Source organism: Pseudalkalibacillus sp. SCS-8, from assembly GCF_040126055.1.
Taxonomy (GTDB): domain Bacteria; phylum Bacillota; class Bacilli; order Bacillales; family Fictibacillaceae; genus Pseudalkalibacillus; species Pseudalkalibacillus nanhaiensis.
This window is the reverse complement of the sequence record NZ_CP143541.1, coordinates 1,317,692-1,343,085: the sequence shown is the minus strand read 5'-3', so window position 1 is coordinate 1,343,085 and position 25,394 is coordinate 1,317,692. Positions and strand designations below refer to the sequence as shown.

Sequence of the window (25,394 nt, the reverse complement as noted above, 5' to 3'; positions counted from 1 at the left end):
TTCAAATCAATTGTTAAAAATTACTCAATGTGAGCCCATTTGTATTGAACGTCACCAAGTCCTGAGATTACTACATCTTTAACTTTGTCGTTCTTAACATAGACATTAGTATAGAAGTAGATAGGAGATACTGGCATTTCATCCATCAAGATTTGCTCAGCTTGCTTAAGAAGTTCTTCACGCTTTTCAGCATCAGTTTCTTTAGCAGATTTGTTCAACAACTCTTTGTAGTCTTCATTTGTCCAACGAGTGTCGTTATTACCGCCTTTTTCTTTGTATAGTTCTAAGAAGTTAATTGGGTCGTTGAAGTCACCTAACCAACCAAGACGACCGATTTGGTAGTCTCCAGCGTGCAGCTTTTCGATATATACAGCCCACTCAGCGTTTTCAAGTGATACATCAATTCCCAAGTTATTCTTCCACATGTCTTGGATTGCTTGAGCAATCTTAGCATGTGCTTCACTTGTGTTATAAGAAAGTGTGATTTCAGGGAAATCTTCTACACTATCATAACCAAGTTCTTCCATACCTTTTTCTAATAGTTCTTTAGCAGTTTCAACGTCGTTATCTTTGAAGTAGCCTTTTTCGTTTTCAGGGAACATTGTCGGAGGTACAGCGCCCATTGCTGGAACTTGTCCACCTTTAGTAATTTGTTCTACAATTGCTTGACGATTGATCGAATATGCGAATGCCTTACGAATATTCGCATTGTTGAATGGTTCTTTTTCAGTATTGAACTTATACCAGTAAGTTCCAGCGATTGGCTTGATTTGAAGGTCTCCCTCTTTCTTAAGAGTAGGGATCGCTTCTAGAGGGATGTTTCCTGTTGGAGATCCAGCCCAGTCAAGCTCACCGTTCTTATACATGTTCAATTCAGTATTCGGGTCGTTAACCATGATCATTGTAATCTTGTTAAGTTTTACAGCGCCTGCATCCCAGTAGTCTTCGTTCTTTTCAAGGATGATTTTGTCGCTGTGCTCCCAAGTCGTCATCTTGAATGGTCCGTTAGACGTGTAAAGTTCGCCAGCATCTTGGTACCAATCAGGATTTTCTTTCGCGATCTTGCTGTTTACAGGGAAATATGTGTAAAACGCAGTCAACTCTTCAAAATAAGGAGTTGGGTTTTCAAGTGTTACTTCAAGAGTCTTTTCGTCAAGCGCTTTTACGCCGACTTCATCAACAGACACATCGCCATTCTTAGCTTTTTCAGCATTCTTTACATAGAAAAGCTGATAAGCATATTGAGCGTCTGTTTTAGGATCAAGCACCCATTTCCAAGCCCATTCGAAATCTTGAGCTGTTACAGGGTCACCGTTCGTCCATTTCACATCATCACGAAGTGTGAATGTGTAAGTAGTCAAGTCATCAGACTTTTTGATTTCCTTTGCCATTGCAGGCTCAGGCTCACCATCTTGGTTGATACGAGTCAAACCTTCGAATGTTTGCAATAGAACAGCTGATGAAGTTGTATCATTAGCTAGTCCTGGGTTTAAAGAGAACGGTTCAGTATTGATGTTGACGTTCAATTCCTGAGCAACATCTCCACTTCCGCCAGATTTTCCGTCGTCGCCTGCTTTGTCCTTATCGTCTCCGCCGGAACAAGCAGCTAAAACCATGCTCAACACCAAAGTAAGTGTTAAAAGCAATGACCATTTTGACTTTCTCATTCTTAAATGACCTCCCCTAAATATTGGTGATAAATAGGTAAACGCGTTCCGAAAAAATTGTCAGATTTTTAAGGAATTTCGTTCACAACTAGTATTATACAAGTTTTCACACTATTTTGCATGTGATTTTTTAATATTTTTTACAAAATCCCCTTGTTCATTACGGTTTCATGACAAAAAATAGTTCTTTTTACCTATTTTATTTTCAAGTGCTTATGGGGATTCTAGGTAAATTATTAGAATAATATGTATATGAAATCGTTTTAAAGGCTGTCATATTTACTTTTATCTCCCAATGATATGGACGAGTAATCCAATTTTCATGTTTTTCTAGATCATCTCAAGGATTACAGCCTGTTTAACTTTATTGCATTCACCCGTCCATTTAGATATACTAAATAAACAAAAACACAGTTTATTTGCGATGAAGAAGAGTAGTACACGATTCTTCCCTTTAAAGAGAGTCTGTGGTTGGTGAAAACAGATAAGGGTGATAGTGGAATGGACTTCTGAGCAATCAAACCGAACGTGATCCTACAAGTAGGCTTTGACGTCTTGTCCTGACGTTATAATGGACTTCTGTTTGTTCAACACAGACAGATTCAGAGTGATTCTTATCACATCGATAGGAATAATGATGGGTGGCAACGCGGTGCAATCGTCCCAAAAAGACGAATGCAGCGTGTTTTTTTATATATCAAACTTAAGGAGTGGTGAAATTGGCTACCATATTTTCTGGCGTGAAACCGACTGGGTTCCCTACTCTCGGGAATTATCTCGGAGCTTTGAAACATTTTGTTACGTATCAAGAAGAACACGATTGTTATTTCTGTGTTGTTAACCAACACGCAATAACAGTTCCACAGGATAAGCTTGAATTAAGGGCGAATTCCAAGAAGCTTGCTGCCCTCTATCTTGCAATCGGCATCGATCCTGATAAATCCACATTGTTCATCCAATCAGAAGTACCTGCCCATACGAAAATGGCATGGATCATGCAATGTATTTCCTATATGGGTGAACTTGAGAGAATGACCCAATTTAAAGATAAATCGGAAAACCGGGTTGCCGTTTCTGCTGGTTTATTGACTTATCCTCCATTAATGGCAGCCGATATTCTACTTTATGGCACTAATATCGTCCCTGTTGGAGAAGATCAAAAGCAACATCTTGAGTTGACCCGTAATTTAGCTGAAAGGTTCAACAAGCAATACAACGATATCTTCACGATTCCTGAAGTCCATATCCCTAAGGTCGGTGCGCGAATTATGGATCTTGGAAATCCGAACAAGAAGATGAGTAAATCAGATGAAAATGTCAACGGGTATATCTCATTGCTTGATGATGAGAAAACCATCATGAAGAAAGTCAAGCGTGCAACAACTGATTCAGATATGACCGTTAAGTATGACAAAGAAAACAAACCAGGTGTTTCAAATCTTCTTACGATCTATTCCTTATGTTCTGGTAAGACGATTGAAGAACTTGAGCAATTGTATGAAGATAAAGGTTATGGAGAGTTCAAGAATGATGTTGCTGAAGCGATCATCAGTGAACTGAAACCAATCCAAGAACGGTATGAAACATTGTTGAATTCTGAAGATGAATTAGACGAAATCCTTGACAGAGGTGCAGAGAAGGCTAATTTCGTCGCTAACAAAATGCTTGCGAAGGCTGAACGTGCAATGGGCTTAGAACGAAAACGGAAAAAGAAATAACAAAAAATGAGGGCAGCCTATCCTTTAGGTCACCCTCATTTTTTATGAGATATACATGGAAAAATATTACTTTCGAATCATTTAACGATAAATTTACTGTATAATATGTAAATTTATGTATATTTATGGTATATTTTGTTCGTAATATTCTGTTAATAGAAAGGGGGCTATATAATAATGAAGAAACTGAAATTTGGTTTGATGGCTTTAGCAGTTGCGACTGCTTTCACAACAGGGATAGTTGCAGCTGACACAGATGCATCTGCAAACCCTTGTATGGAAAAATGCTACGACTACAGAAAATAATTTTCATCAACAAAAAGGATGATCCAAAAGGATCATCCTTCATTTTCGCTTATTTTTCATTCAATGCTTCGATGACTTTTTCAGCTGTGGATCCGCTTGACATCGGATTTTGACCGGTTACCAGGTTTCCGTCACGCACGGAGAAATCAGTCCATTTTTCACCTCGGACAAATTCTGCTCCTTTTAAGCGTAATGTCGATTCCAGCAAGAACGGCATTTCTTCGACAAGCTGCATTTCTTCTTCTTCCTCATCTGTAAAGGAATTGACTTTCTTTCCTTTTACAAGTGGAGTTCCATCTTCAAGGGTTACATTTACAAGACCAGAAGGGCCATGACAAACCGCTCCGATGACTTTTTCCACTTGAGCAGCCTTCGAAAGGATCGTATGCATCAATGTATTATCCGGGAAGTCGAACATCGTTCCGTGTCCCCCAGGTAAGAATACCGCATCATACTCTTCCTCTGCATCTGCTTCAGAAAGTGGCTGAGTGTTCTTCAGCTTTTCACGGGCTTCATCGAACTCTTCCCTTCTTTCTTCAGGAATACTGTTCGGATCAAGTGGAATATCTCCACCTTTCGGACTCCTTACGTGAATTTCATAACCTTCTTTTTCGAATAAGTTATACGGTACAGCAAATTCCTCGAGCCATAGTCCCGTTTCTTTTTCATCATTTATTTGATCTGCATTGGTGACAATCATAAGTACCTTTTTACTCATTGTTGTTCCCTCCTATAGCAAGTATCAGGTATCAATTTACCCATCTTGTCCATAGTTTAAACTTGTACCCCTTCCGATTTCAACTCACGTGCTTGGTGAAAAATTGTCTTGCTCAATCAATCCAATGGATGATGTCACCTCTCTGTCTAATGGTTTACGTTGGGCAGAAAAAAAAAGGATGCTGGTCAGAACCGCATCCCTTTAGCATTTACATTCAATTGACATGTGTGCCTTTTTCAAGTTCCCAAATCTTCTCAAAGTAAGGTTGTCCTTTTATCAAGCGTTCACATATGGTTTGATGTTTTGGTGTCCATCCTTGGCTTACTTCCATATACAAAGCTCTCCATGCCTCTTCGAAACTCATCCCTTGTATAGCAGAATATTTTTCTGGATACCATTCTGTATACCAATACCGTGCTTCAGCCGTATTCGCACTTGAATACATCTGATCGAGCGCCATGAAAAGAAGCTGTTTCAATTGTCTTTCTCTTCTTGTCAGACCTTTCATACTGTTTGGATCAGGTGAAAGGATGTGATATTCTTTCTGTGATTGGTCTACCGTTTCGAACGAATAGTGTTTCGGATCTAATTCCTCTGCCATTTCATAAACGAGCTGTTCCTGCCTCGGAATCATCCTGCTTTTCCTGATTGGAATCCGGTATCCCATCGTATCGATGATCATACATTTCCGACCGTCTGTCGCAATGAAACAATACTCAATCTGTTCCCTTTGGTTGTTCTTCCGTATATAGCTTTTGTTTTTGACTTCTTCCAACAATTCGTTCGGCAATTCACTCAAGTCATTTTCTATGTAGTCAAGAAGAGCGGAATCCATCTTCATGATTGGCACTTGATCCAATAGTTCAATAAAGTCCTCCTTACGCCATTCATGAAATTCACATACATTGTAACCATTTTCTTCGCCTTCGAACCAGTTTACCCAAACATCTCTCAAGTACAACATGTATACCCCTCACTTTACAGGATTTACTGTTTGTTAGAATCAGTATAGTCAGAGGTAAGAATTTTTATTCGATTGGACAACCAAATTCCGTCGATGTTTGTACTTTTTTGTTATTCGTCAGATTTTCTCCTCAGTGAAGGCAGGTAAATACTCCCCCATATAAGAACAAGTCCGATTAAAAAAATCGTGAATTCTATACGTGTCGAAACAAAAACGAGATAGTTGACAAATCCATGTCCAGTAGTAATTAAATTCAGAAAAGCAATCAAGCTCACTCCACCTGAAACAGCAAAACTGAATCCGATCATCAGTATGAATAGTCGAAATATCAAAGCCCCCATCCCCTATCTGAGTGCTTGTACAACGTTACTTCACTATATGGGTGGAGATATGAAGATATACCATGAAATGGCCAGTAAAGTAAAAAGAGCTGATCTCTGATGATCAGCTCTCTTACCATTACTCTTATTGGTCGTCCTCATTAGTACCTTGTTCATCATCATCCTCGTTTTCCATATCAGCTGTCACTTGTGCCAGCCTGTCCGGATAATTCGTGAACATTCCCGTTACACCCCATTTGAGCAGCTTTTTCATATCTTCTTTCTCGTTTACGGTGTATGGATGAATTTCAAAACCATGCTGTTTTACCTTTTGTACATAGTTCTCGTCAATTTGACTGTGGTTCATGCCGAGTCCAATTGCATAATCTTTGTATGCGGAAAGCTCTGCATCCGATATGGACGCTGGACTTGTATACCAAAGCAATTGAACGAGATGAATGGATGAATCAAGCTCGTGGATTTTCTTAAGACTTGCCGGACTGAATGACTGGATGAGCACCTTATTCGGGTCTGTACCCTCTCCAATCAGTCCATGCTTTTCCAATGTCGCTAGTAGTTTTTCTTCCATGCCAGGATAAACTTCTGGTGACTTCGTTTCAATGTAATAGTTTGCTTCTTTCCCATATTTCGAAAGTACTTCATCTAATGTCGGGACTTTCAGGTTTTCATATTCTTTCTTTGCGAATTCAGGATATTTCTCATTGAACCAAGAGCCAGCATCAAGCTGTTTGATTTCTTCCAACGTATGATCTTTCACCAATCCTTCTCCATTGGTCGTACGGTCCAATGTTTCGTCATGCATAGCGATGAGTTCACCATCTTTTGTCATTTGTAAATCCAATTCAATATAGTCTGCATTCATTTCTTCTCCTAATGAGTAGGATGCCAGTGTATGTTCAGGTGCATACCCGGAAGCACCTCGATGTGCAATATTCAATATGTTCTCCTCGTCTCGTTCGTCCTTCTCACTTTCGGTTTCCGCACTTACATGGGATAACCCTGATGTCATGAATAACATCAAACCTAATGCCAGTATGAAAAATCTTTTCATTTGTCCATCTCCTCCTACGTCGATCATTCAACTAAAAGAATAAAGGAGATTTATTGAGTGGACGTTTTGGTTTATCTACAAATCTTTTCAATATCGTAAATATTCTAAAGGTAGAAAGAGTACGGTCAAAAACCCATCTTTCACAAAAAAAACCGGCTGTCGCTAATTTACGACAGCCGGTTTCATTCGTTTAGGTAATTATTCAGCAAATTTCTTGAACACCAACGCAACGTTATGGCCGCCAAACCCTAGTGAGTTACTCATGACGACATTCACATCTGCACGTCGTGCTTCGTTCGGAACATAATCAAGATCACACTCAGGATCTGGTGTTTCATAATTGATTGTTGGTGGCATGATGTCATTTTGGATCGCTTTGACAGACAACACGGCTTCCAAGGCTCCTGCTGCACCTAGCAAGTGTCCTGTCATCGATTTTGTAGAACTGATACCAAGTCTGCGAGCATGGTCGCCAAAGACCGTTTTAATTGCAGCGGTCTCGTATTTGTCATTGAAATCCGTGCTTGTACCATGCGCATTAAGATAGTCGACATTCTCCGGTTTAAGGCCTGCATCCTTCAAGGCAATGTTCATTGCACGGACACCACCTTCTCCACCCGGAGCTGGTTGCGTAATATGGTGTGCATCTCCTGTTGCACCATATCCGACAATCTCTGCATGGATTTTTGCGCCACGCTTCTGCGCAGATTCAAGGGATTCAATCACGAGGATCCCTGCACCTTCACCCATTACGAAACCATCACGGTTTGCATCAAATGGACGACTCGCTTTTGATGGATCCGGGTTTGTTGACAAGGCTTTGGAAGATGAGAAGCCTGCAAGTGCCATATTTGTAATTGGGGCTTCTGAGCCTCCAGTGACCATAATGTCTGCATCGCCCCGTTGGATCGCCTTGAATGCATCGCCAATGGAATTGGCACCAGATGCACAGGCTGTCACTGTACAAGAATTGATTCCTTTTGCTCCTAGCATAATGGAAACTTGTCCTGAAGCCATATCCGGAATCATCATCGGTACGAAGAATGGACTCACACGTCGTTGACCTTTCTCCATGAACACTTGGAACTGCTGCTCATACGTTTCCATTCCGCCGATCCCTGAACCGATCCATACACCGACACGAGGTGCAATCTCTTCTGTGATCGTCAGGTCTGCATCTTTTACAGCCTGTAAGGAAGCAGCAATTGCAAACTGTGTAAATCGGTCCATTTTACGTACATCTTTACGATCCAAATATTGCTCTGGATCGAAATCTGTTGCTTCTCCTGCCACTTTAGCAGGAAATTGATCTTTATCCCGTCGTGTCAGTTCACCTATACCAGATTTACCATTAATAATATTTTCCCAGGTTGTCTCTGTGTCATTTCCTACTGGAGAGACTGTACCAAGTCCTGTAATCACAACTCGTTTATTGCTCATCGTAACTTCAGCTCCTTACAACTATTTTCCCCAACGTAATGCTACGGCACCCCAGGTCAAACCACCGCCGAACCCGACGAGTACCAACACATCGCCATTTTTTATTTTGCCTTCTTCTACTGCATCGACTAACGCAATCGGGATAGACGAAGAGGATGTATTGCCATATTTTCCGACTGTCGAAGCCATTTTTTCCTTCGGGAGATCCAGCCGCTCACGTGCTGCCTCCATGATTCTGATATTCGCCTGATGTGGAATCAAGAAGTCGACATCCTCTTTTTTCAACCCGGCTTTCTCAACAACCTTCATAGAGGATTCAGGCATTTGTCTCACTGCAAATTTAAATACTTCTCTTCCGTTCATGTACAAGTGATCGCCATTTTGGAAGAGATACTTCGCTCCTGAACCATCTGATCCCATATCAAATGATAAAATCCCTTTATCACTTGCAACGGGAGCAAGGACAGCAGCTCCTGCACCATCACCGAACAGGACAGCCGTATTACGGTCTTCCCAATCTGTAATTTTTGATAGCTTCTCAACACCGATAACAAGGATATTTTTATAGGTTTCTGTTTTAATATACTGTTGTGCTGTTATCATACCATAAATGAACCCAGCACATGCTGCACTCAGGTCCATTGCAACTGCATTTTTTGCTCCAAGTCTTTCTTGAATAAGGCATGCTACAGAAGGAAATCCATAATCTCCTGTTACTGTAGCAACAAGAATAAGGTCGATTTCGCTTGCCTCAAGACCTGCATCTTTTAGTGCTTCATTTGCTGCATTTTCCGCCATGTGGGACGTATTCATATCTTCATTTGCAATTCTTCGTTCTTCTATACCAGTCCTCGTACGAATCCATTCATCAGATGTATCAACCATCTTTTCAAGCTCTTGATTGGTCATCACACGTTCCGGGACATATTTGCCAATTCCGATTATACCTGCATTCATCCAATTACCCCTTTTTGTATGACTTTTAAATCCCCTTAGTATCTTATGTTATGACTTGGTACTAATTTTAATCCATATTGATCTTTTTGTCTAGTTAGCAAGAGAGCCTTTTCAACAGTATGTATCTATAGGCTTTGTAGATATTGAACAGCTAGTCGAAGATCATTAATGCCTTGCTCTGTGGGGTCTTCAGCTGTTGATTTCCCGCTGGAGTCGTCGCCTTACGCAGTCTAATTTCATTAAAATGAACAATAAAAGCTAACATAACTTAGATATAAAAAACCCTCCGTGGCATTATCACGGAGGATTTAAGAATATGTAATGGATTTTACGCTTTACGTATTATTCAGTGTTTTCTTGCGCATCAGATCGGCCTAATTCATACGCATCATTCATCACGTTCATTAACAAATTCATCATTGGCTGAATATCTTCCATTGTGATTTCAATGCCTTTTTGTTCCATGAACTGCTTCGCCTCTGGCAATCGTGACATTGCGATTTGCATGAATTTCATATTTCGTTCCTGGTTCATGTTTTTTCTCCCTCCTTATGGTGCTGGCAGCTTCCCGGTTTTTTTATAATCTTCTATCAAAATGGTCAGCTTTTCTTGTAATTCTAACGGTACTTCATCACTGAATGGAGCGAGAGAAATGACTTCCTCTTGAAAATCGTAATGGATGTTCCCCGATGTAAGCGTACCATCATTGTACTTTTCTGCAATCATGACATAGAGTCGATCCACATGTTGAACGGTGCTTGTGAGGACTGTTTGTTTCCCGAGATCAGCCATGTTTGACACAAAACCGATCGCATATGCCCCTTCTTCCTTCACCCTTTCGATAACAGGTACAGTATAGCCATCCCCTGCAGGATAATAGATATCGACTCCTTTTTCCTTCATCTCATTAAAGATTCTCATAGCCTGATCGACATTACTCCAATCCCGGACAAATGAAATATGAGCTTCAACATCCGGATTGTAAAGATTCGCACCTTCTCTAAATCCAGTTGCTTCGGGTTGCCAAGGAAAGGCTGCAATCATTCCGACTTGTCCCGTTTTTGTCATGGCTCCTGAAATGATTCCTGCAAAATAACCCATAGCATAGGAGTCGAAGTGGACACTTGTTATGCCCTTTCCACTTACTTTTCCGTTAAAACTGACGAAATGGATATCTGGAAACTCCGATTTGATCTCCATGAAAATCGGTGCGTACAATTTACCATGTCCATATATTAGATTGACTTCATTTTCTTGAAATTCTCTGACTGCCTTCAGAACCTGTGCTTTTGATTTCACTTCTTCTCGATAGAATACTTTATTGTCAAATTCTTCCTTCACTTTAAGCAAGCCTTTATAGCCCTTCGTACCCCAGCCTTGGTCATTGATCGTATCCTCAATCAAAAGTCCAACGTTCTCTAATTCTCCGCTCCCCAAAGCCTTTTGGCATCCTGTAAGAGGGAGCAGTAACACCGCAATCAGGAAAGGGATCACTATTTTCATGTATTTTCCTCTCCTTCAACACTGACCAAATTCAAACTATTACTAGTATATACGATTCTTGCTACTTATTAAATAATGTAATAATTGATTCGTCCAGATCATCATTTATGATCTTTAGACAGATTTCGATGAACTCCTCCCTGGTAATAATGACTTCTTTACTATTTTCTCTCTCTTCAGTCGTAAATCCTGCTTTGTCATCTGTATCAATTGCATGACATTTGTCACTGATTGGATGATTACTACCCATTAAACAAGGAAGTCGGACAATGTGGTAAGGGACATTATCTTTTTTTGCGTTTCTTTTCAGAAATGTTTCTTCAGCCAACATCAACGTGCCATATAAGCTTCTTGGTGCTGGTTCAAGATCTTTCTTCCCATAGTCGGTCAAAATCGGACCGAATACATCTGTCGACGAAATGATCACTACTTTGGCTCCACTCTCAGCTGCAAAAGCGACTAAACGCTTCATATTCGAAAGAGATTGTGAAACGGATTTTTTTATTTCGGAGATACGTGGAGACGTCGGAACACTTTGTGCAAGGTGAAAGATGACATCTACCGGGTCCTCTGCTGACCAATCAATTTCAGAGATGGATTGATTGTTAAAATGAAAAAGGGCATTTCTTCCAATCAGATCCAGCCCTTCATGTGTTTCTCTATTTACATGGTCTACACCGTATACATCAATACCTTTATCAATGAATGCATTCGCAAGGATCATACCCACTTCTCCTGCAACACCTGTGATTAAGACTCTTTTCATTATTCAGGACCCTCCAGATTATTCTTATTATTATCTTATTTCAGGATCTCGATTTATGAACTAAAAGTTACGTCTTCTAGAGATGTATGTACTGTCAGTGGTAAATGACATAAGGATTGACGGTAAGATATGCAGGAACTGTCGTCAACCCTTATAAGTCCTTCTCATGTTGTTGAAAGAAGAATTTCACCTTCCGTGCAAAATCCTGTTTATTGCCGGATAATTGCAGCGAAAGTGATATCGGTGCCCCTATTTCATCCCGAAAATGCTCATATGCCCGACTATGGTTCATAAACGAGTAGGGAGATCCATGCATATTGTGCCAGATTTTCACAGGTTTGTTAGACGTATACGATCGGTAACCCCTATGGTTCTGGATGAATTCATCCGCTTCATGCTCGGAAAGTTCATACGCCTGGCAAATCTCACGATGAAAACTCTTATAAAACAGCTTCTGCTCTCGAACAGCCTCTCCATGAACCTTCAGACTTAAGCATGGATTCAGGAAGGCTGCTGATCTCGTTTTCTCGCCATGTCCTTCCAACCACTTCAGAGCGGATAATGCCCCCATTCCTTCAGCAAGGATATGGATCTTCGGATTGATGATTTCTTGCTTTAGTATCGTATGGTACATACGATTCAATAAATCCACACTTCTCTCATTCCCCCAATGCCTCCCATAGAGGTTGGAATAGAAGATGGTATAACCGAACGAACATAAATCATCTAGAAATTTTGAGCGTTCTGGATGTTGCAACCAGGAGCTGGTTTGATCCGTTACATAATGATTGACATCTCCAATCAAAATGATGGCAAACCCATTTGGCCGTTCAGGTATATGAGTTATCACACATTGATCATTCAATTTGAAAAAACGGTGAGAATGTCCACACATTGTTTATCACGCCTTAAACGTTCATTCTTAGTTAATGTATGCGAGAAAATTAAAAGAGAACGTGTCAGACACCCATTTTCCGGTGGATTGTACATCTCGTGGGTTATCCAAGTAATTCGTGAACTTTTTTAGGAAGTTTATTGAAATCGTTTTGATAGAAGGGAAGTTGTGCTACAATATGAAATGGATATATGCTACATATTAAATCTGAGGTGATCGTAATGCGTTATATTTGGACAATCATCTGGGCTCTTCTATTGAGCAACATGGCTTTTTATGTATTGTCTTCTATGCAAGGCGGCGAGTATAGCTTGCTTCTAGCTAGTGTGATCGGACTGATTTTCTCTGTATTTGTCTTCATTCTTGGGGATGCAGGCATTCAAGACGAAACAGCCGAGTAAACAATAAAAAAACGGGGTTGACGATGAAGTCAGCCCCGTTTTTTTATTTATCATTAATGTACTTTACTTAGAAAAGCTTTCGTCCGATCGTTCTGTGGTTCTTCAAACAATTTGGCAGGTACATTCTCTTCAACGATATATCCCTCATCCATGAAAATGACCCGGTCTGCCACTTCTCTTGCAAAACCCATTTCGTGGGTGACGACTACCATCGTCATCCCTTCTCTAGCAAGTCCTTTCATCACTTCAAGCACTTCCCCTACCATCTCTGGATCTAAAGCAGATGTCGGTTCATCGAACAACATGATTTCAGGTTCCATCGCAAGAGATCTTGCAATCGCAACTCTTTGCTTTTGTCCCCCTGATAAGGAAGCTGGATATGCATCAGCTTTTTCACTGAGCCCTACCTTTTCAAGAAGTTCTCTGGCTTTCCTTTCTGCTTTCTTCTTGTCCCACTTCCGAACTTTTATAGGGGACACCATGATGTTTTCAAGAACCGTCTTATGAGGGAATAGATTGAACTGTTGGAAGACCATTCCAACATCTGTTCTCAATTTGTTGATATCTGTCTGCTTATTCGTTATATCGATCCCTTTAATATAGACATGCCCATCTGTAATTGATTCGAGCAAGTTAAGACATCTGAGAAAAGTGGACTTTCCAGAACCGGATGGTCCAATGACACATACTACTTCTTGTTGTTTGATCTCCACATTGATATCTTTCAAAACTTCAAGTGAACCGAATGATTTTTTTAGATTTTCTACTTTTATCATTTTGCATCCTCTCTCCTCTCCAAGTAGTCTAACACACTGCACCAGGAAAGTACCAAGAGGAAGTAGAGGGTGTCACTTTCGGAGCAAGAGTTTTCCTAAGGCTTTCGCTTGTATGTCCATTTCCGATTGTGATTACTCGTTTCTGGAAAAGAATCACCCGCATGTAATTTGATCTCTTTCGGATTATTCACCATGCTGCCTGTTTCTCCGATTTCGACATACACCCCATTATTTGGTGCCTTTTGTCCCGGGTTGAATTGATGGTTTTGTCCCATGAATCATCACTCCTTCATATGTATGGTTGCCTTGTTTCTCTAAAAAAATTACGCTCGGAAATTCAAATCACATAAAAAAGCCACCTGTTTCGGTGACTTTTTCAATATGGGAGATGGGAAATTGCTGTAAGGAAATGCAGAGGCAAAATGATCCGCTGAAAGCCAAGACCTGGATCTGGAAACCCCATGTATTTCCTTTGCTGTCCACCGGGTTGTTTTTTATAAGAAACTTCAACGATTAAGTATAGATTCTGTTTATCAACTTTCTCAACATAGCCTTCATATACTTTCCCATCGAGCATATTGCATTGTACATATTGATGCAGGTGCTTTTTGCACTGTTTCATCATCTGTTGGTTATGCATGTTCAAAGCTTTCATATATTTACCATAAGACACGACGTTCCCCCCTCACATTTTCATGATATTCATCCATTTTGAATATGTGTAAGGAAACACCGAAAATTTATTGCTCACAATATTGTCTCTTTACGCGCATCGAATTTTATTGTTTAATGACTACATGTGAAAAAAACAAACAGAGCTCTAACTGGAGGAACATAGAAATGGATCAATTGTTTACCTTGCTGAAATATGCTTTTTTCGGATTTGTACAAGGCATTACAGAACCAATTCCGATTTCTTCGAGTGGACACCTTGTATTAGCAGAAGAAATCCTTGGCATACATATTAAAGGATTCAGCTTTGAAGTTTTCATGAACTTCGCTTCTCTGCTTGCCATTCTTGTGATCTACCGAGCCGATTTAATCCGTCTCGCTTCCAATGGGTTGAATTATACGAAAACAAGGAATCGTGAGTATCGCTCGGATTTCATGTTTATCATCTATTTGATCATCGGGACCATCCCAGCTGCAGTAATCGGGATTTTGGCAGAGGACTTCATCTCAGAGAATCTAAAGGATATTAAAGTGATTGGTGCCACTTTGATCGTGACAGGAATTGCTCTCTGGTTGATCAGAAATCTTAGAGGCCGTAAGCAGGATCAAGATTTGTCTGTTAAAGACGCTCTAATTGTCGGGCTAGCCCAGGCTGTTGCTTTGATTCCTGGCATCAGCCGTTCAGGAGCAACAATCGTAGCGGCCATGGCAAGAGGGATGAAACAGGAAACAGCACTACGCTATTCATTCCTACTCTATATCCCTGTCAGCGTTGGAACGATGCTACTAAGCTTTGGAGACTTGAAGAACGATCCGATGCTTGATCAACTATTGATTCCTTACCTTGTTGCTTTCTTGATTTCGTTCATCGCTTCCTACATTTCGTTAAAGTGGCTTATGGGGATCATGGAACGCGGAAACCTGAAATATTTCGCTGTCTACTGTTTTATCGTCGGGCCGATGATTCTATTCTTCATGTAATGAAAAATGGTAAAGAACATACGAAAACGCTTGGATCCGTAAAAATCGATCCAAGCGTTTTTTAGCGGATTGTGAGAAATCATCCTCCACTGACTGGTGGGAGCAACGCAATGTCATCGCCCGTTTTTATGATCTGTTCAGGATCATTAACGAATTCCTCATTGACAGCAATCATCACATTGGTCAACTCCAGATTCTCATCGCTTTGTCGAATGTGGGCGACAAGCTCATTAACCGTCATCTCATCTTTATTGATTGTCAGTTCGGTTTTCCCGGCTTTTTCTTGCAAACCAGCAAAAAGTAATACTTTAATCATCCAATTGCTCCTTTCCCGGCTTCCCTTTTGGATACGCCACTGTTTCCAATTGATTTCCGATCCAGGCTTCACCGTCATCCCAATGCTCCTTTTTCCAAATCGGGACGATTTCTTTAATTCGCTCGATGGCATAACGACTCGCCTCAAAAGAGTCTGCACGATGAGGGGTAGCGACCGCGATGACGACTGCTATATCTGTAATTTCAAGACGTCCAATCCGATGGACGATGGATACCTTCGCTTCCTTCCATCTCTGTTGGATCTCCTCACCGATCTGGTACAGCTTTTTTTCAGCCATCGGAACATACGCTTCATATTCCAAATAAAGCGTACGCTTATCTCCTGTCCATTCCCTGACAGTGCCGATGAAAGTGTTGATCGCCCCGGCTTCTGGATGGATAACTCTATTTATAACTTCATTTACCTTTATTTCGTTATTTGTAACCATAAATTGATCAGACATTTGTCTACACTCCATTTTCAATCTTTGCTAGTATGAACTCTACGTAAGATTGTGGGTCTTCCATTTGAAATGTCGGAATCGTTTTTTTTACTTCAAAAGCTTCATCTATACCGTGATGAATGATACCGATTACATTTTGAGAAGAAGACAGCAAATGAATACACTCTTCTTTATTCCGTACAACCAACAGCTTCGGATACCCAGCCCTTTTATACCCTTCGACCAAAATGACATCAAGAGGGAGCTTAAGATAAAGCTCAATCATTTTCTTCAACGGAGAAGGATTGCGATACTGGAACTGGATGTGAATCTCTCCATCACCTTCAACAGCAGTAGCATATGCTCCAGATTGCCGAAATTGAGCAGTATCCGAACGTTCCGGTTCTATGACATCCGGCTTGCCCCCATGTCCATGATGCTTGATGATTCCTGCACGGAAGCCTGCTTCTGAGAGATGATGGACGACATTTTTAATCACAGTCGTTTTCCCACTGTTCTTATAACCTACAATTTGAAGAATTGGGATCATTCGTTCCAAGGATCCTTTTCACTATCTTTATTGAACAGAAGGACTTCCACGTCGTCTCCAGCCTTGTATCCCCGTGTACCACCTGGTAATACAATGAACGCGTCTGCTTCTGCTATCGATGTGACGGAGCTCGATTTATCCAAGCCTGTCGGACTTGCTACAAGTCCATCAGTGGTATACTCTACTTTTCCTCTTACCAAACGGGTGAATGGGTTCGGTTTTGGAAAATCATGCCCTAGAGAAGCGATCGTCTTTGCTAAGAACGGCTTACTATTCATTGAAAGTCGGATGAATGGTCGCACGAGCAATTCACCGCCGACGAAACAAGCTGATGGATTCCCAGATAATCCGAATAAGAGCTTGCCTTTATACTCAGCTACTGTTGTAACACTGCCTGGACGCATCGCGATCTTATTGAATAAGGTTGCAGCTCCTAGTTTTTCATAAATCGCTGGGAGGTAATCATAATCCCCCACGGATACACCACCTGTGGTCACAAGTGCATCTACATCCTGAATGCTTGATTGGACAGCTTCAAAGCATGTTTCAAAATCATCTGCCAACTTTCCGAAATAGACGGGTTCACCGCCCATTCTTCGAATCTGTGCAGCAATCATATATGCATTCGAATTACGGATTTTACCTGGCTGTAATGGCTCGTTTATATCAAGCAATTCCGTACCCGTAGCATAAATGCCAATCCGAGGTTTACGATATACCTTCACGTTTTCGTAGCCGAATGTGGCGAGCAACGCTGTCACTCCGGGTGTAATGACCGTACCTTTCTTCAGCAGTGTCTTCCCTTTCTCTGTATCTTCACCTTGTAAAGCAATATTCTGACCTTCTCCAAATGAACGGCCGACCTCAATGGATGGGCTTGTACCATCTTTCAATTCTTTGACAACCTCGAGCATTGCCACTGCAGTAGCACCTTGAGGGATTGCAGCACCTGTCATGATCCGGATGGCTTGTCCCGCATGTATCGTATTCCGAGCGACTTCCCCTGCTCCAATCTCTTCTATAACCTTAAGAGAGATAGGATTTTTTGAAGAGGCCGTTTTCGTATCTTCTGCTCTCAGTGCAAATCCGTCATAGGGAGAACGATCGAATGGTGGAACTGGATGATCTGCAACGATGTCTTCCGCAAGAACTCTATCCAGTGCCATTTCAATTTGTATGTTTTCAGTTTGGAGCTCAAGGGGATGGGTCAGTACTTTCGTTACCGCTTCTCCAATCGGTATCGGTTTTCTGCGTTCCACTGCCATAATATACACCGCCTTCTGTTAATCCACTTTCATTTTACCAAAGAGTACTCAGCCTTTCATTTTTAAAATGGAACCATACTAAAAAACTGCCCTCTGTAAGGGCAGTCCTAGTGATAAAAGGTTTATTGAATCCCTAGAGCAATCTTTGCATAACGGGACATTTTATCTTTCGTCCATGGTGGGTTCCAAACGATATTCACATCGACGTCTTTCACTTCAGGGAAATCGATGAGAGCATTCCGTACATCGTTTGCAATCGTACCAGCCAGTGGACATCCCATTGCTGTTAAGGTCATCGTCACTTTCGCCATACCTTCTTCATCAAGTTCCACGTCATAGATAAGTCCTAAGTTGACGATGTCAATGCCTAGTTCCGGGTCTTCAACTTCTTCTAGTGCTTCCATCATCTTTTCTTTCATTTCTTCTGTTGCCATAACGAACCCCTTCCAAATCAGTTTCTACTCTTAGTATAACCCATTTGGAGCATGACATAAAATATTCCGCATCAACTTTTCAATTGGCTGGGAAGATTCAATATGGATTGATTCAGGGCTTCTAATTTTGCTTCTATCCGATGCAACAAGTACAACGTTACAATGACAGGAAAACCGAATTCGCTCATGACAGATATCCATTGTTCCATCCCCTTGCTCCTTCCTTGAAATTTGTGATACAAGTTTCAAAAAGGAAGAGCTGCTCGTAAGCCCTTCCTTTCACATCATGAATTAAGACAGTGGAACATCTGTCACATTACGTTCTACAATACGAGCGCCCTTCTTTGCAATCAGGTCACCACCCGATGAAATAAGGACATTGTCTGTCACAATCTTGTCCATTGCCGCATTGAGTGCCAATGTGTCAACAGGCTCTACTGGTTGATCAAGTGAAATACGTACCGTCTTCCCTTCTGTATTTTCAAACAGAAGCTCAATTTGTTTCGCCATCCGTTCTCCTCCTTTCTATTTAATAATTTCCCATTACGCACTTAGATCGAATGAGTTTTCCCGCTCAATCTGATTTACAGGGTATTGCTGGAGTGGAGCCAAAGCCTGGACCATCTCGAACAATTGGTCATGTGTTGCGCTGCTCTTGACATTGTTCATCGTCTTACGTTTGATAACGGGTTTCCCTTCACTATCTAGACCAGCATCAAACGTGATGATTAATCTTGTATCATCTAATATTGCCGTTGCCATATCCTCACCCCCTTTCACTTCATAAATACCTGATTGAAGGAAAAAGTGGGGAGGTAAGTTTTCAACCATTTGTAAAAACCATCTATAAATACAAAAAACCTGCTTTCACTCTTCATCATGGTTATGAAGAGATAAAAGCAGGTTCCATTTTCTTATACGTTTTCACTAACCCATTGGACTGCCTGATGACACGCATCCCTTGTCACTTTATGACCGGCGATTGGGTCTGTCACCATATGGACTTGATCTTCCTTGACATACCCATCATGAAGGAGTTTGTCATAAAAAGCCCGAGTGAGGTTATAGGGTACAACAGAATCCGCTTCCCCGTGCCAGATCCATAAACGTCGATCACCTAAACGTTCGGGGGTTTCAGATAGATCAAACATGTTTAGACCACTTACTTTTTGCTCCAGGTCCGTAAGGGGAACAGGCAATTCCATATCCCCTTTTCGGATTTGCTCCAGCATCATATTGGCGAACCTCACATAACTAGGAGTACCCATCATGGACACTCCGGCTTTGATCCAATCATATTGTGTCAAAGCTCCGAACATCGTTATGCTCCCCATTGAGGTGCCGGCAACACATACGCGCTCAGGGTCAATTTTCTGTTCGCTTATGTAATATTCAACAATGACTTTCAGTTCATTGATCCCTTGCATGACGATATCCCAAAATTGCCACTGCCGTTTTTCCACCGAATGTGGCAATTCCCGTTCTCCATGTAGAGGGGCATCCGGTAACAGGACTCGAAATCCTTTTTGTCCTAACAAATAGGCATAGGAAAGATTTTGTTCCTTCGAGCTTGTATAGCCGTGCAAGAAAATCAATGTCGGAAGTGCTTGTTCAGCTCGATCCGACTTTACGATATTCAGTACTGGGACGTCTTCTACATATTCTGTATGGATTTGTAACATATTTCACCTGCCTGGTATGTATTTCCTTTATTTTATCAAAAAGCGGTGGAATGCAAAAAGAAAAAGGGCACCCGAATCGAGTTTTCGGGTCCCTCCTCTTTCATGAAACTATTGTTGGGTCTTATTGTAATAGTTCACGCTTGTTTGAGCACCTTCGTCAAGCATCTTACTATCCTCAAGGTCCTGGGGTTTTCCTGCTTTATCTAGTGGAACATTGGAGTTGTCGTACTGATTGTTTCGATCTTTGAGTCTTGTCGATAGATCAGCAAACATTTCCTTCATCTTGATTCGGTTCGAACGATCCTTGAGATAATACGTGGCAACACCTGCAAGACTTGCAGCTACACCAGACACAACGGCTTTTTTAGCAGTGTTTTTCATTTAAGGTCAACCTCCTCAAGTAGTATGTTTTCATGTTTACCCTTTCTTCATTCCACTAAACATGGCAAATTAAACCCATGTCAGGATTTACTCTGGTCGATAATCCTTGGGGTGAATCTCTTCCCCGTTCTTACCGGTAAAACGTAGTCCCCAACCCGTATAGGCTGCAATGAACATAACGATAAGCAGTCCCCAGCCTTGGAAAACATAAGGGAATACATCAGTAGGGTCTACGACCGTCAAGAATTCATAATCCTTCGCTGCACCCTTTATCGTTGCCCATGCCAGTAAGACTCCTCCACTCCATGGGAAAATATATCCTAAGGAAGAGGAGACTGTATCTAAGAAGTTTGCTCGTCGATAAGGGTGAATATTGAATTCTTTCCCTAGCTTACGAACAAATGGTGCTGCAGCAATTTCAGCTGCTGTATTAATCGTTATGAAAATGTTTAAAGAAGCAACAATCGCAAAGATAGATAGTTCTGCTCTGCGAACGATCTTCTTGATCAGCTTAAGGAAGAAGTTTCTGATCGCTTCCATCGTGCCTGCAACCTCAAGCAGATGAGCAGCAGATAGGATGAATAGGATCAATATCGCCATATTGAAATAACCACCGATTCCATTCATCAGTGCACCTTCTACAACAGCAGAACCATTCTCTTTATGGATGGATATCACTTTCTCTAGCGGAGTACCTGTAAAGAAGATGACTGCGATCGATGCAACGATCCCCCACGTAAGAGAGGTCAATAAATGATGACCGCTTAAGGCTAAATAAAGGACAAGCACAAATGGCAGCAACAGCCAGAGTCCCTGTGCTGATACCTGCTGTTCCAGTTGCGTGAGGACCGCCTGGTTCTCGGTCTGACCTCCACCACCGAAAATGATGAATAGGATAAGCGATGGAATTGCAGCAGTAATTGAATATTTGAATCGAGATCTCACGACACCAGGTACATCTGCTTCTTGCGTCGTAGCCGATACAATCGTCGTATCCGATACTGGTGCTAAATTGTCTCCGAAAACAGCACCACTTAGAATCGCTGCCAATAGGACGACAGGATCTGCTCCTAAGACTAGTCCAGCTGGATACATCAATATGCCGAATGTAGCGACGGTTCCATATCCTGTTCCGACAGCTGTCGAAAATAGAGCTGCAAGAAGGAACGTCAGACCTACGAAATAACCGCCTTCAAGTCCGGTTTGAAAGCCTAACCAAATCAAACCATCGACGAGTCCTCCTGCAGACAAAAGCTTGGCAAACATTCCAGCCCAGAACCAGGCAATGACTGCAATGACTCCGATCGGTTGCGCCATGCCCGAAAAGAGGGATTGCGCATAGTCCGACCATTTCGATTTACAAAAGAATAGACCAATTAGAATACCAAGTACCATCCCAAGTACAAGACCTTCTTCGGTAACAAGCTCTTGTGTACTCAATGTGATGGCCCAAACAATAAAAAATACGAGAGGAATAGTCGCTGCAAAGACTCCTCCGCGAAACTCAAGGCGTTTAATTTCTTTTCTCCCGATCGCCTCTTTTACTTCGCTTGTGTGATGTTCGTTTCCCATATACTTTCCTCCATTCCATGTGTACAGTTTCATATAATAACACATTATTGTTTTTTTCGACAAAACCTAAGTTCTTCAGTAATGGACAATTTCTGGGTCTATCGGTAAAATTGGTAATACGTGTATGTTAGAGAGAGGAGTTCAATTTATGACTAAACCATACTTAATTGCCATCGATTTGGATGGAACACTATTGAAAGATGATAAAACAATTTCATTACATACTAAAAATGTGTTGAAGAAAGCAATCGCTCATGGCCATCATGTCGTCATATCGACCGGAAGACCGTTCCGAGGCAGTGCACATTATTACAAAGAACTGGAACTGACTACTCCTATTATTAATTTTAACGGCGCTTTTATCCATCATCCGTTGGATTCAACCTGGAAAACCCATCATAATCCACTGGATCTTAATACAGCACATAACATCGTCAATACTTGCCTGGATTTTGAAGTGAAAAATGTCATAGCAGAAGTGCTTGATGATGTGTATCTCCATTATGAGGATGACTTCATCACGAATACGTTCATGATTGAGTCCTCTAGTATGACAATCGGTCATCTACATCAATCGTTGCAGCATGATCCCACCTCCCTGCTCATCCGGCCACACGACCACCATTTGAAAGAATTAAGGGAGTTGCTGAAAAATCAGCATGCTGAGGTCATTGATCATCGTGTCTGGGCTGCACCTTGGAACATTATCGAAATCGTAAGGGCAGGTCTCAATAAAGCAGTCGGTTTAAAGCACGTAGCCGACCATTTTAACGTCCCGCAGGAACGGATCATCGCTTTTGGTGATGAAGATAATGACTTGGAGATGATTGAATATGCTGGACATGGAATTGCAATGGAGAATGCGATTCCAGAATTGAAAAATATAGCCAATGGTGTAACCTTATCGAATGAAGAGGATGGAATCGCATGTTTCCTTGAGGATCTTCTTTCATTGAAGGAAAGTTTATAGTCTGGTCCTTTGCGGGATACTACCGTTAAGGAGGTTTTGGTTATGAGTAAAAAAAGCAAATCAAAACGAACCATACAACAAGGGGCAGAGCGAGTAGCAGGAAACGATGAGAAAGAAATTCAAACTACGATGTCTACCGCTGACCGTGCCGCACAGAAAGAACGATCACAAAACCTTTCTATCGGCGGAGAATGAATGGATTTGAATTGCTCCCATATAAACGGGATTGACCCATACAGGTCAATCCCTTGTTTTTTTAATCTTTGTGTTAGCTTTTATTGTTGATATTTAAAGAAAACAGAAGCGTCCGCCTGAAGCTGTTCAAAATTCAACAACATTCTTTAACAGAGCCTAATCTTTAAACAGCTTTTGCATGTATGCTTTTGATTTCTTCAATGATGAGCTCGGAAAAGACGAAATAAGCCTGCTCATTGAAATGTAATCCATCTTGTATAAGAAGATCCTCATATCGGTCATTGTGTGAAAAATGTTCCCATAAATCAATGAAATAACAGCCTCGTTTTGCAGCAATTTTCCTTGTCACTTCAACATAATGTTCGAGCTCTACATTTGAACGTTTATCTTGAGCCGCTTCTCGGATAGGAGGTGGACTGATTAATATTGTCTTTTGAGGTGATATGCGATCGATCATGATTTCTAAATTCCGTTCAAATTCCATAATTTCAATCCGCCTATGCTCACTCGCATCATTCGATCCGAAAAGAATCGTAACAAGATCAGGTGCATGTCGAAGGACATCGTCTTGTAAACGTGCTAAAGCAGCTCTCGTTGTTTCTCCCGGAACTCCGGAATTGACGATGGTCCACTCCGAGAAATGATGTCTAAGTCGGGGAGTAAGACGTTCTGATCCATCAATGCTTTCTTCCATTGCTGTCAAGCTGTCTCCGAAACAAACCAAAGTAGGCATTTACACAACCTCCTATGCGTAATGAAAATCAGAATTCAATTCTAAAAATTTATAACGCTCAAATAAGGTGTGGACTTCAGATGAATGCGAATATTTGACAGGCTCATTAAAGATAGGACCATCAAATACAAAGGTATGGAATTCACCATTCTCACCTGCAGGATCGATCTGATCCCTTACTCTTTCCAGGAATGCGTTATCATAAAAATGACCAAGTAAACCTTGTGATAAACGTGCTTGATCAACCCCACAAATGACTGCTCTATATCCATCCTCAATAAACTTTGATGCTACCTCAGACGAATCCATTTGCCACAATGGAAATACAGGGGTCAAATGGGCATCAGACGTTATTCTTTCCTTGTACGCACGGAGCTCGTCCAAGTATAGATCTCCATGGATGACCGCTTCAACGCCGTTCTTTTTCAAGTTCTTCAATGTGGACAATACAGATTCCTGATAGACTTCGTTCGTAGGTGTCGGGGGTAATGGGACCGTGATTAGAGCGATTTTCAATGCACTGGCCTGTGATTTGATCAAATCGATGTGAATGCCATGGAACGGTACACGTTCCGTCTGGCGATTATATGTTGTAAGCAGATAGTCAACGTCGTATTCAACCGACCGATGCATAACGTCGAGTGCTAACAAGCTATCTTTTCCTCCACTCCAAAAAAGGACAGAAGACTTTGCCATATGTAACTCCTTTACGTCGAATCTTTTTATAGTATTCGTTCAAATCCGGGACTTTTCGTACATCACAGAATGGCCTCTCCTATTTAGACGATCGAACCAGGTGAAAAGTTCCAATTTTTCCTTGTAAAAAATAAAAAAATTGTAAAATCACATCTTACTTTGCAGGAAAACGATTGATAAACTGGAAATAGGAAAGTGGGTTATAGGAGGGTATCACCATGAACGTTTATGAACTTGAAAAAGATACACCTGATTCGCTCAAGAAACAGGTGGCTGAATTACTTACAAGACAGCGTATCAGCAATGAGAATTTCGGCACATTCGATCAGATCATGACTGGAATCCACCTTGCACTGGAAAGCAAAGAGACCGCCTATATCGTCGTTGCTGAAATCGATGATGAGATTGTCGGAGCTGCTTTCTTCAATATCGGGGTCAGCCTTGCCCGTGGAGGCCATTATATGTGGCTGAATGAACTGTATGTGCATGAAGAGTTCAGGAACAAAGGAATTGCGAAGAAACTTCTGCTCCACGTCGTCTATTGGGCAGAAAGGTCAGGCATCAAATCCATTGAACTTGAAACGGGAATCAACAATGTTGTCACGAAGCACCTTTACAACTCACTAGGTTTTTATGAAGTCGTATCCAAAAGGTACGGATTTTCGTTTTGACTGACGTCTTAGGGCCAAGTTTGCTACAATTGAAAGAAAGAATGAAAGGAGTTTTGTCATTATGGCAGTAGAATTCTCAATTGACCCAACACCAAATCCAAATGCTTTGAAATTTTCAGCCAATCAACCATTGTTTGAGGGAAGGCTTTCCTATCGTCAAGGGGATAACCCGGATGATGCAGTCGCTTCCGCACTCCTTAAAATCGATGGTGTCGAATCCATATTCGGTTTCCAAGATTTCATCACCATCAACAAAACGATGGACGGAGACTGGGACACGATTGTGCCTCAAGTACAAGAAGTATTCCAAAACGCCTATTAATTCTAGATC

General features: G+C 41.3%; 35 protein-coding genes and 1 other annotated feature. Of the genes, 8 read left to right on the top strand and 27 right to left on the bottom strand.

The annotated features are described in order from the left end of the window. Nucleotides 1-20: 20 nt before the first annotated feature. Entirely contained in the window at nucleotides 21-1,667 is a 1,647-nt protein-coding gene (locus tag V1497_RS06950) for a peptide ABC transporter substrate-binding protein (protein WP_349410255.1), read from the bottom strand. Between the two features lie 415 nt (nucleotides 1,668-2,082). Next, nucleotides 2,083-2,336 (top strand) — a binding site (T-box leader). Between the two features lie 50 nt (nucleotides 2,337-2,386). Here V1497_RS06950 and trpS point away from each other — a divergent pair. Continuing rightward, nucleotides 2,387-3,385 (top strand): tryptophan--tRNA ligase, encoded by a 999-nt coding sequence (trpS, locus tag V1497_RS06945; RefSeq protein ID WP_349410254.1) that lies wholly within the window; start codon nucleotides 2,387-2,389, stop codon nucleotides 3,383-3,385. Between the two features lie 177 nt (nucleotides 3,386-3,562). Next, entirely contained in the window at nucleotides 3,563-3,691 is a 129-nt protein-coding gene (locus tag V1497_RS06940) for a hypothetical protein (RefSeq protein ID WP_349410253.1), read from the top strand. 49 nt (nucleotides 3,692-3,740) lie between these two features. Here the strand turns inward: V1497_RS06940 and V1497_RS06935 are convergent, their stop codons facing one another. The 10 genes from V1497_RS06935 to V1497_RS06890 all read right to left on the bottom strand — a co-directional run bounded on the left by V1497_RS06935 (nucleotide 3,741) and on the right by V1497_RS06890 (nucleotide 12,326). Next, a complete protein-coding gene (locus V1497_RS06935; RefSeq protein ID WP_349410252.1) occupies nucleotides 3,741-4,409 on the bottom strand; it encodes a type 1 glutamine amidotransferase domain-containing protein in 669 nt (222 codons plus the stop codon). Between the two features lie 214 nt (nucleotides 4,410-4,623). Then, on the bottom strand, nucleotides 4,624-5,373 hold the full coding sequence (locus tag V1497_RS06930; RefSeq protein ID WP_349410251.1) for a YjbA family protein: 750 nt from the start codon (nucleotides 5,371-5,373) through the stop codon (nucleotides 4,624-4,626). A 110-nt stretch (nucleotides 5,374-5,483) separates the two neighbouring features. Next, nucleotides 5,484-5,705 (bottom strand): hypothetical protein, encoded by a 222-nt coding sequence (locus tag V1497_RS06925; RefSeq protein ID WP_349410250.1) that lies wholly within the window; start codon nucleotides 5,703-5,705, stop codon nucleotides 5,484-5,486. 133 nt (nucleotides 5,706-5,838) lie between these two features. Further along, the gene (locus tag V1497_RS06920; RefSeq protein WP_349410249.1) at nucleotides 5,839-6,765 is read right to left on the bottom strand and encodes a glycerophosphodiester phosphodiesterase; all 927 of its coding nucleotides are present in this window, start codon (nucleotides 6,763-6,765) and stop codon (nucleotides 5,839-5,841) included. Between the two features lie 198 nt (nucleotides 6,766-6,963). Beyond that, complete coding sequence (gene fabF / locus V1497_RS06915) at nucleotides 6,964-8,205, bottom strand: beta-ketoacyl-ACP synthase II (protein ID WP_349410248.1); 1,242 nt, start codon at nucleotides 8,203-8,205, stop codon at nucleotides 6,964-6,966. Nucleotides 8,206-8,226: 21 nt separating this feature from the next. Next, complete coding sequence (locus V1497_RS06910; RefSeq protein WP_349410247.1) at nucleotides 8,227-9,162, bottom strand: beta-ketoacyl-ACP synthase III; 936 nt, start codon at nucleotides 9,160-9,162, stop codon at nucleotides 8,227-8,229. Between the two features lie 342 nt (nucleotides 9,163-9,504). After that, nucleotides 9,505-9,696 (bottom strand): ComZ family protein, encoded by a 192-nt coding sequence (locus tag V1497_RS06905; RefSeq protein ID WP_349410246.1) that lies wholly within the window; start codon nucleotides 9,694-9,696, stop codon nucleotides 9,505-9,507. Between the two features lie 15 nt (nucleotides 9,697-9,711). Continuing rightward, the gene (locus V1497_RS06900) at nucleotides 9,712-10,665 is read right to left on the bottom strand and encodes a BMP family ABC transporter substrate-binding protein (RefSeq protein WP_349410245.1); all 954 of its coding nucleotides are present in this window, start codon (nucleotides 10,663-10,665) and stop codon (nucleotides 9,712-9,714) included. A 61-nt stretch (nucleotides 10,666-10,726) separates the two neighbouring features. Next, the gene (locus tag V1497_RS06895) at nucleotides 10,727-11,431 is read right to left on the bottom strand and encodes an NAD(P)-dependent oxidoreductase (protein ID WP_349410244.1); all 705 of its coding nucleotides are present in this window, start codon (nucleotides 11,429-11,431) and stop codon (nucleotides 10,727-10,729) included. Nucleotides 11,432-11,582: 151 nt separating this feature from the next. Next, nucleotides 11,583-12,326, bottom strand: coding sequence for an alpha/beta hydrolase (locus V1497_RS06890; protein WP_349410243.1), 744 nt, complete (start codon nucleotides 12,324-12,326; stop codon nucleotides 11,583-11,585). A 221-nt stretch (nucleotides 12,327-12,547) separates the two neighbouring features. Between V1497_RS06890 and V1497_RS06885 the strand changes: the two genes are divergently transcribed. After that, nucleotides 12,548-12,727, top strand: coding sequence for a YjzD family protein (locus tag V1497_RS06885; protein WP_349410242.1), 180 nt, complete (start codon nucleotides 12,548-12,550; stop codon nucleotides 12,725-12,727). 53 nt (nucleotides 12,728-12,780) lie between these two features. Here V1497_RS06885 and V1497_RS06880 read toward each other — a convergent pair whose 3' ends face one another. The 3 genes from V1497_RS06880 to V1497_RS06870 all read right to left on the bottom strand — a co-directional run bounded on the left by V1497_RS06880 (nucleotide 12,781) and on the right by V1497_RS06870 (nucleotide 14,176). Continuing rightward, nucleotides 12,781-13,503 carry an amino acid ABC transporter ATP-binding protein gene (locus V1497_RS06880; protein ID WP_349410241.1) on the bottom strand — a complete coding sequence of 241 codons (723 nt, stop codon included), beginning with the start codon at nucleotides 13,501-13,503 and terminating at the stop codon, nucleotides 12,781-12,783. A 95-nt stretch (nucleotides 13,504-13,598) separates the two neighbouring features. Further along, the gene (locus V1497_RS06875) at nucleotides 13,599-13,778 is read right to left on the bottom strand and encodes a YjzC family protein (RefSeq protein ID WP_349410240.1); all 180 of its coding nucleotides are present in this window, start codon (nucleotides 13,776-13,778) and stop codon (nucleotides 13,599-13,601) included. Between the two features lie 101 nt (nucleotides 13,779-13,879). Then, on the bottom strand, nucleotides 13,880-14,176 hold the full coding sequence (locus tag V1497_RS06870) for a hypothetical protein (RefSeq protein WP_349410239.1): 297 nt from the start codon (nucleotides 14,174-14,176) through the stop codon (nucleotides 13,880-13,882). A gap of 167 nt (nucleotides 14,177-14,343) precedes the next feature. Here V1497_RS06870 and V1497_RS06865 point away from each other — a divergent pair, with 167 nt between their 5' ends. Further along, a complete protein-coding gene (locus V1497_RS06865) occupies nucleotides 14,344-15,156 on the top strand; it encodes an undecaprenyl-diphosphate phosphatase (protein ID WP_349410238.1) in 813 nt (270 codons plus the stop codon). Between the two features lie 79 nt (nucleotides 15,157-15,235). On the opposite strand, the gene moaD is transcribed toward V1497_RS06865, so the two are convergent. The 11 genes from moaD to V1497_RS06810 form a co-directional block, all read right to left on the bottom strand. Then, nucleotides 15,236-15,472: a molybdopterin converting factor subunit 1 gene (gene moaD / locus V1497_RS06860; protein WP_349410237.1), complete on the bottom strand. Its 237-nt coding sequence runs from the start codon at nucleotides 15,470-15,472 to the stop codon at nucleotides 15,236-15,238. After that, the gene (locus V1497_RS06855) at nucleotides 15,465-15,935 is read right to left on the bottom strand and encodes a molybdenum cofactor biosynthesis protein MoaE (RefSeq protein ID WP_349410236.1); all 471 of its coding nucleotides are present in this window, start codon (nucleotides 15,933-15,935) and stop codon (nucleotides 15,465-15,467) included. Before V1497_RS06855 ends, moaD begins: the two co-directional genes overlap by 8 nt. Nucleotides 15,936-15,939: 4 nt before the next feature. Then, the gene (gene mobB / locus V1497_RS06850; RefSeq protein ID WP_349410235.1) at nucleotides 15,940-16,464 is read right to left on the bottom strand and encodes a molybdopterin-guanine dinucleotide biosynthesis protein B; all 525 of its coding nucleotides are present in this window, start codon (nucleotides 16,462-16,464) and stop codon (nucleotides 15,940-15,942) included. Then, nucleotides 16,461-17,729 carry a gephyrin-like molybdotransferase Glp gene (gene glp / locus V1497_RS06845; RefSeq protein WP_349410234.1) on the bottom strand — a complete coding sequence of 423 codons (1,269 nt, stop codon included), beginning with the start codon at nucleotides 17,727-17,729 and terminating at the stop codon, nucleotides 16,461-16,463. Before glp ends, mobB begins: the two co-directional genes overlap by 4 nt. Before the next feature lie 122 nt (nucleotides 17,730-17,851). Further along, nucleotides 17,852-18,163, bottom strand: coding sequence for a metal-sulfur cluster assembly factor (locus tag V1497_RS06840; RefSeq protein WP_349410233.1), 312 nt, complete (start codon nucleotides 18,161-18,163; stop codon nucleotides 17,852-17,854). Between the two features lie 71 nt (nucleotides 18,164-18,234). Beyond that, a complete protein-coding gene (locus V1497_RS06835; RefSeq protein WP_349410232.1) occupies nucleotides 18,235-18,372 on the bottom strand; it encodes a YvrJ family protein in 138 nt (45 codons plus the stop codon). An 82-nt stretch (nucleotides 18,373-18,454) separates the two neighbouring features. Further along, entirely contained in the window at nucleotides 18,455-18,673 is a 219-nt protein-coding gene (locus tag V1497_RS06830) for a DUF2922 domain-containing protein (protein WP_349410231.1), read from the bottom strand. A gap of 33 nt (nucleotides 18,674-18,706) precedes the next feature. Continuing rightward, nucleotides 18,707-18,925: a DUF1659 domain-containing protein gene (locus V1497_RS06825; protein ID WP_349410230.1), complete on the bottom strand. Its 219-nt coding sequence runs from the start codon at nucleotides 18,923-18,925 to the stop codon at nucleotides 18,707-18,709. Nucleotides 18,926-19,077: 152 nt separating this feature from the next. Beyond that, entirely contained in the window at nucleotides 19,078-19,845 is a 768-nt protein-coding gene (locus tag V1497_RS06820; RefSeq protein WP_349410229.1) for an alpha/beta fold hydrolase, read from the bottom strand. Nucleotides 19,846-19,953: 108 nt separating this feature from the next. Continuing rightward, nucleotides 19,954-20,226, bottom strand: coding sequence for a hypothetical protein (locus tag V1497_RS06815; RefSeq protein ID WP_349410228.1), 273 nt, complete (start codon nucleotides 20,224-20,226; stop codon nucleotides 19,954-19,956). Between the two features lie 87 nt (nucleotides 20,227-20,313). After that, nucleotides 20,314-21,798, bottom strand: a complete 1,485-nt coding sequence (locus V1497_RS06810; protein ID WP_349410227.1) for a Na+/H+ antiporter NhaC family protein — start codon at nucleotides 21,796-21,798, stop codon at nucleotides 20,314-20,316. A 148-nt stretch (nucleotides 21,799-21,946) separates the two neighbouring features. On the opposite strand from V1497_RS06810, the gene V1497_RS06805 reads away from it, so the two are divergent. Beyond that, complete coding sequence (locus tag V1497_RS06805; RefSeq protein WP_349410226.1) at nucleotides 21,947-22,768, top strand: Cof-type HAD-IIB family hydrolase; 822 nt, start codon at nucleotides 21,947-21,949, stop codon at nucleotides 22,766-22,768. A 42-nt stretch (nucleotides 22,769-22,810) separates the two neighbouring features. Continuing rightward, a complete protein-coding gene (locus V1497_RS06800) occupies nucleotides 22,811-22,963 on the top strand; it encodes a hypothetical protein (RefSeq protein ID WP_349410225.1) in 153 nt (50 codons plus the stop codon). A gap of 163 nt (nucleotides 22,964-23,126) precedes the next feature. Here V1497_RS06800 and V1497_RS06795 read toward each other — a convergent pair whose 3' ends face one another. Both V1497_RS06795 and V1497_RS06790 read right to left on the bottom strand, forming a co-directional pair. Further along, nucleotides 23,127-23,696, bottom strand: coding sequence for an SGNH/GDSL hydrolase family protein (locus V1497_RS06795; protein WP_349410224.1), 570 nt, complete (start codon nucleotides 23,694-23,696; stop codon nucleotides 23,127-23,129). Between the two features lie 12 nt (nucleotides 23,697-23,708). After that, nucleotides 23,709-24,392, bottom strand: coding sequence for a diphthine--ammonia ligase (locus V1497_RS06790; RefSeq protein ID WP_349410223.1), 684 nt, complete (start codon nucleotides 24,390-24,392; stop codon nucleotides 23,709-23,711). Nucleotides 24,393-24,610: 218 nt separating this feature from the next. Between V1497_RS06790 and V1497_RS06785 the strand changes: the two genes are divergently transcribed. After that, nucleotides 24,611-25,063 (top strand): GNAT family N-acetyltransferase, encoded by a 453-nt coding sequence (locus V1497_RS06785; RefSeq protein WP_349410222.1) that lies wholly within the window; start codon nucleotides 24,611-24,613, stop codon nucleotides 25,061-25,063. 61 nt (nucleotides 25,064-25,124) lie between these two features. Further along, nucleotides 25,125-25,385, top strand: coding sequence for a NifU N-terminal domain-containing protein (locus V1497_RS06780; protein ID WP_349410221.1), 261 nt, complete (start codon nucleotides 25,125-25,127; stop codon nucleotides 25,383-25,385). Nucleotides 25,386-25,394: the final 9 nt, after the last annotated feature.

Coding starts and splice junctions, on each gene's coding strand:
- V1497_RS06950 (WP_349410255.1), bottom strand. CDS start 1,667: ATGAGAAAGTCAAAATGGTCATTGCTTTTAACACTTACTTTGGTGTTG.
- V1497_RS06940 (WP_349410253.1), top strand. CDS start 3,563: ATGAAGAAACTGAAATTTGGTTTGATGGCTTTAGCAGTTGCGACTGCT.
- V1497_RS06935 (WP_349410252.1), bottom strand. CDS start 4,409: ATGAGTAAAAAGGTACTTATGATTGTCACCAATGCAGATCAAATAAAT.
- V1497_RS06930 (WP_349410251.1), bottom strand. CDS start 5,373: ATGTTGTACTTGAGAGATGTTTGGGTAAACTGGTTCGAAGGCGAAGAA.
- V1497_RS06920 (WP_349410249.1), bottom strand. CDS start 6,765: ATGAAAAGATTTTTCATACTGGCATTAGGTTTGATGTTATTCATGACA.
- fabF (WP_349410248.1), bottom strand. CDS start 8,205: ATGAGCAATAAACGAGTTGTGATTACAGGACTTGGTACAGTCTCTCCA.
- V1497_RS06910 (WP_349410247.1), bottom strand. CDS start 9,162: ATGAATGCAGGTATAATCGGAATTGGCAAATATGTCCCGGAACGTGTG.
- V1497_RS06905 (WP_349410246.1), bottom strand. CDS start 9,696: ATGAACCAGGAACGAAATATGAAATTCATGCAAATCGCAATGTCACGA.
- V1497_RS06900 (WP_349410245.1), bottom strand. CDS start 10,665: ATGAAAATAGTGATCCCTTTCCTGATTGCGGTGTTACTGCTCCCTCTT.
- V1497_RS06895 (WP_349410244.1), bottom strand. CDS start 11,431: ATGAAAAGAGTCTTAATCACAGGTGTTGCAGGAGAAGTGGGTATGATC.
- V1497_RS06890 (WP_349410243.1), bottom strand. CDS start 12,326: ATGTGTGGACATTCTCACCGTTTTTTCAAATTGAATGATCAATGTGTG.
- V1497_RS06885 (WP_349410242.1), top strand. CDS start 12,548: ATGCGTTATATTTGGACAATCATCTGGGCTCTTCTATTGAGCAACATG.
- V1497_RS06880 (WP_349410241.1), bottom strand. CDS start 13,503: ATGATAAAAGTAGAAAATCTAAAAAAATCATTCGGTTCACTTGAAGTT.
- V1497_RS06875 (WP_349410240.1), bottom strand. CDS start 13,778: ATGGGACAAAACCATCAATTCAACCCGGGACAAAAGGCACCAAATAAT.
- V1497_RS06865 (WP_349410238.1), top strand. CDS start 14,344: ATGGATCAATTGTTTACCTTGCTGAAATATGCTTTTTTCGGATTTGTA.
- moaD (WP_349410237.1), bottom strand. CDS start 15,472: ATGATTAAAGTATTACTTTTTGCTGGTTTGCAAGAAAAAGCCGGGAAA.
- V1497_RS06855 (WP_349410236.1), bottom strand. CDS start 15,935: ATGTCTGATCAATTTATGGTTACAAATAACGAAATAAAGGTAAATGAA.
- mobB (WP_349410235.1), bottom strand. CDS start 16,464: ATGATCCCAATTCTTCAAATTGTAGGTTATAAGAACAGTGGGAAAACG.
- glp (WP_349410234.1), bottom strand. CDS start 17,729: ATGGCAGTGGAACGCAGAAAACCGATACCGATTGGAGAAGCGGTAACG.
- V1497_RS06840 (WP_349410233.1), bottom strand. CDS start 18,163: ATGGCAACAGAAGAAATGAAAGAAAAGATGATGGAAGCACTAGAAGAA.
- V1497_RS06835 (WP_349410232.1), bottom strand. CDS start 18,372: ATGGAACAATGGATATCTGTCATGAGCGAATTCGGTTTTCCTGTCATT.
- V1497_RS06830 (WP_349410231.1), bottom strand. CDS start 18,673: ATGGCGAAACAAATTGAGCTTCTGTTTGAAAATACAGAAGGGAAGACG.
- V1497_RS06825 (WP_349410230.1), bottom strand. CDS start 18,925: ATGGCAACGGCAATATTAGATGATACAAGATTAATCATCACGTTTGAT.
- V1497_RS06820 (WP_349410229.1), bottom strand. CDS start 19,845: ATGTTACAAATCCATACAGAATATGTAGAAGACGTCCCAGTACTGAAT.
- V1497_RS06815 (WP_349410228.1), bottom strand. CDS start 20,226: ATGAAAAACACTGCTAAAAAAGCCGTTGTGTCTGGTGTAGCTGCAAGT.
- V1497_RS06810 (WP_349410227.1), bottom strand. CDS start 21,798: ATGGGAAACGAACATCACACAAGCGAAGTAAAAGAGGCGATCGGGAGA.
- V1497_RS06805 (WP_349410226.1), top strand. CDS start 21,947: ATGACTAAACCATACTTAATTGCCATCGATTTGGATGGAACACTATTG.
- V1497_RS06800 (WP_349410225.1), top strand. CDS start 22,811: ATGAGTAAAAAAAGCAAATCAAAACGAACCATACAACAAGGGGCAGAG.
- V1497_RS06795 (WP_349410224.1), bottom strand. CDS start 23,696: ATGCCTACTTTGGTTTGTTTCGGAGACAGCTTGACAGCAATGGAAGAA.
- V1497_RS06790 (WP_349410223.1), bottom strand. CDS start 24,392: ATGGCAAAGTCTTCTGTCCTTTTTTGGAGTGGAGGAAAAGATAGCTTG.
- V1497_RS06785 (WP_349410222.1), top strand. CDS start 24,611: ATGAACGTTTATGAACTTGAAAAAGATACACCTGATTCGCTCAAGAAA.
- V1497_RS06780 (WP_349410221.1), top strand. CDS start 25,125: ATGGCAGTAGAATTCTCAATTGACCCAACACCAAATCCAAATGCTTTG.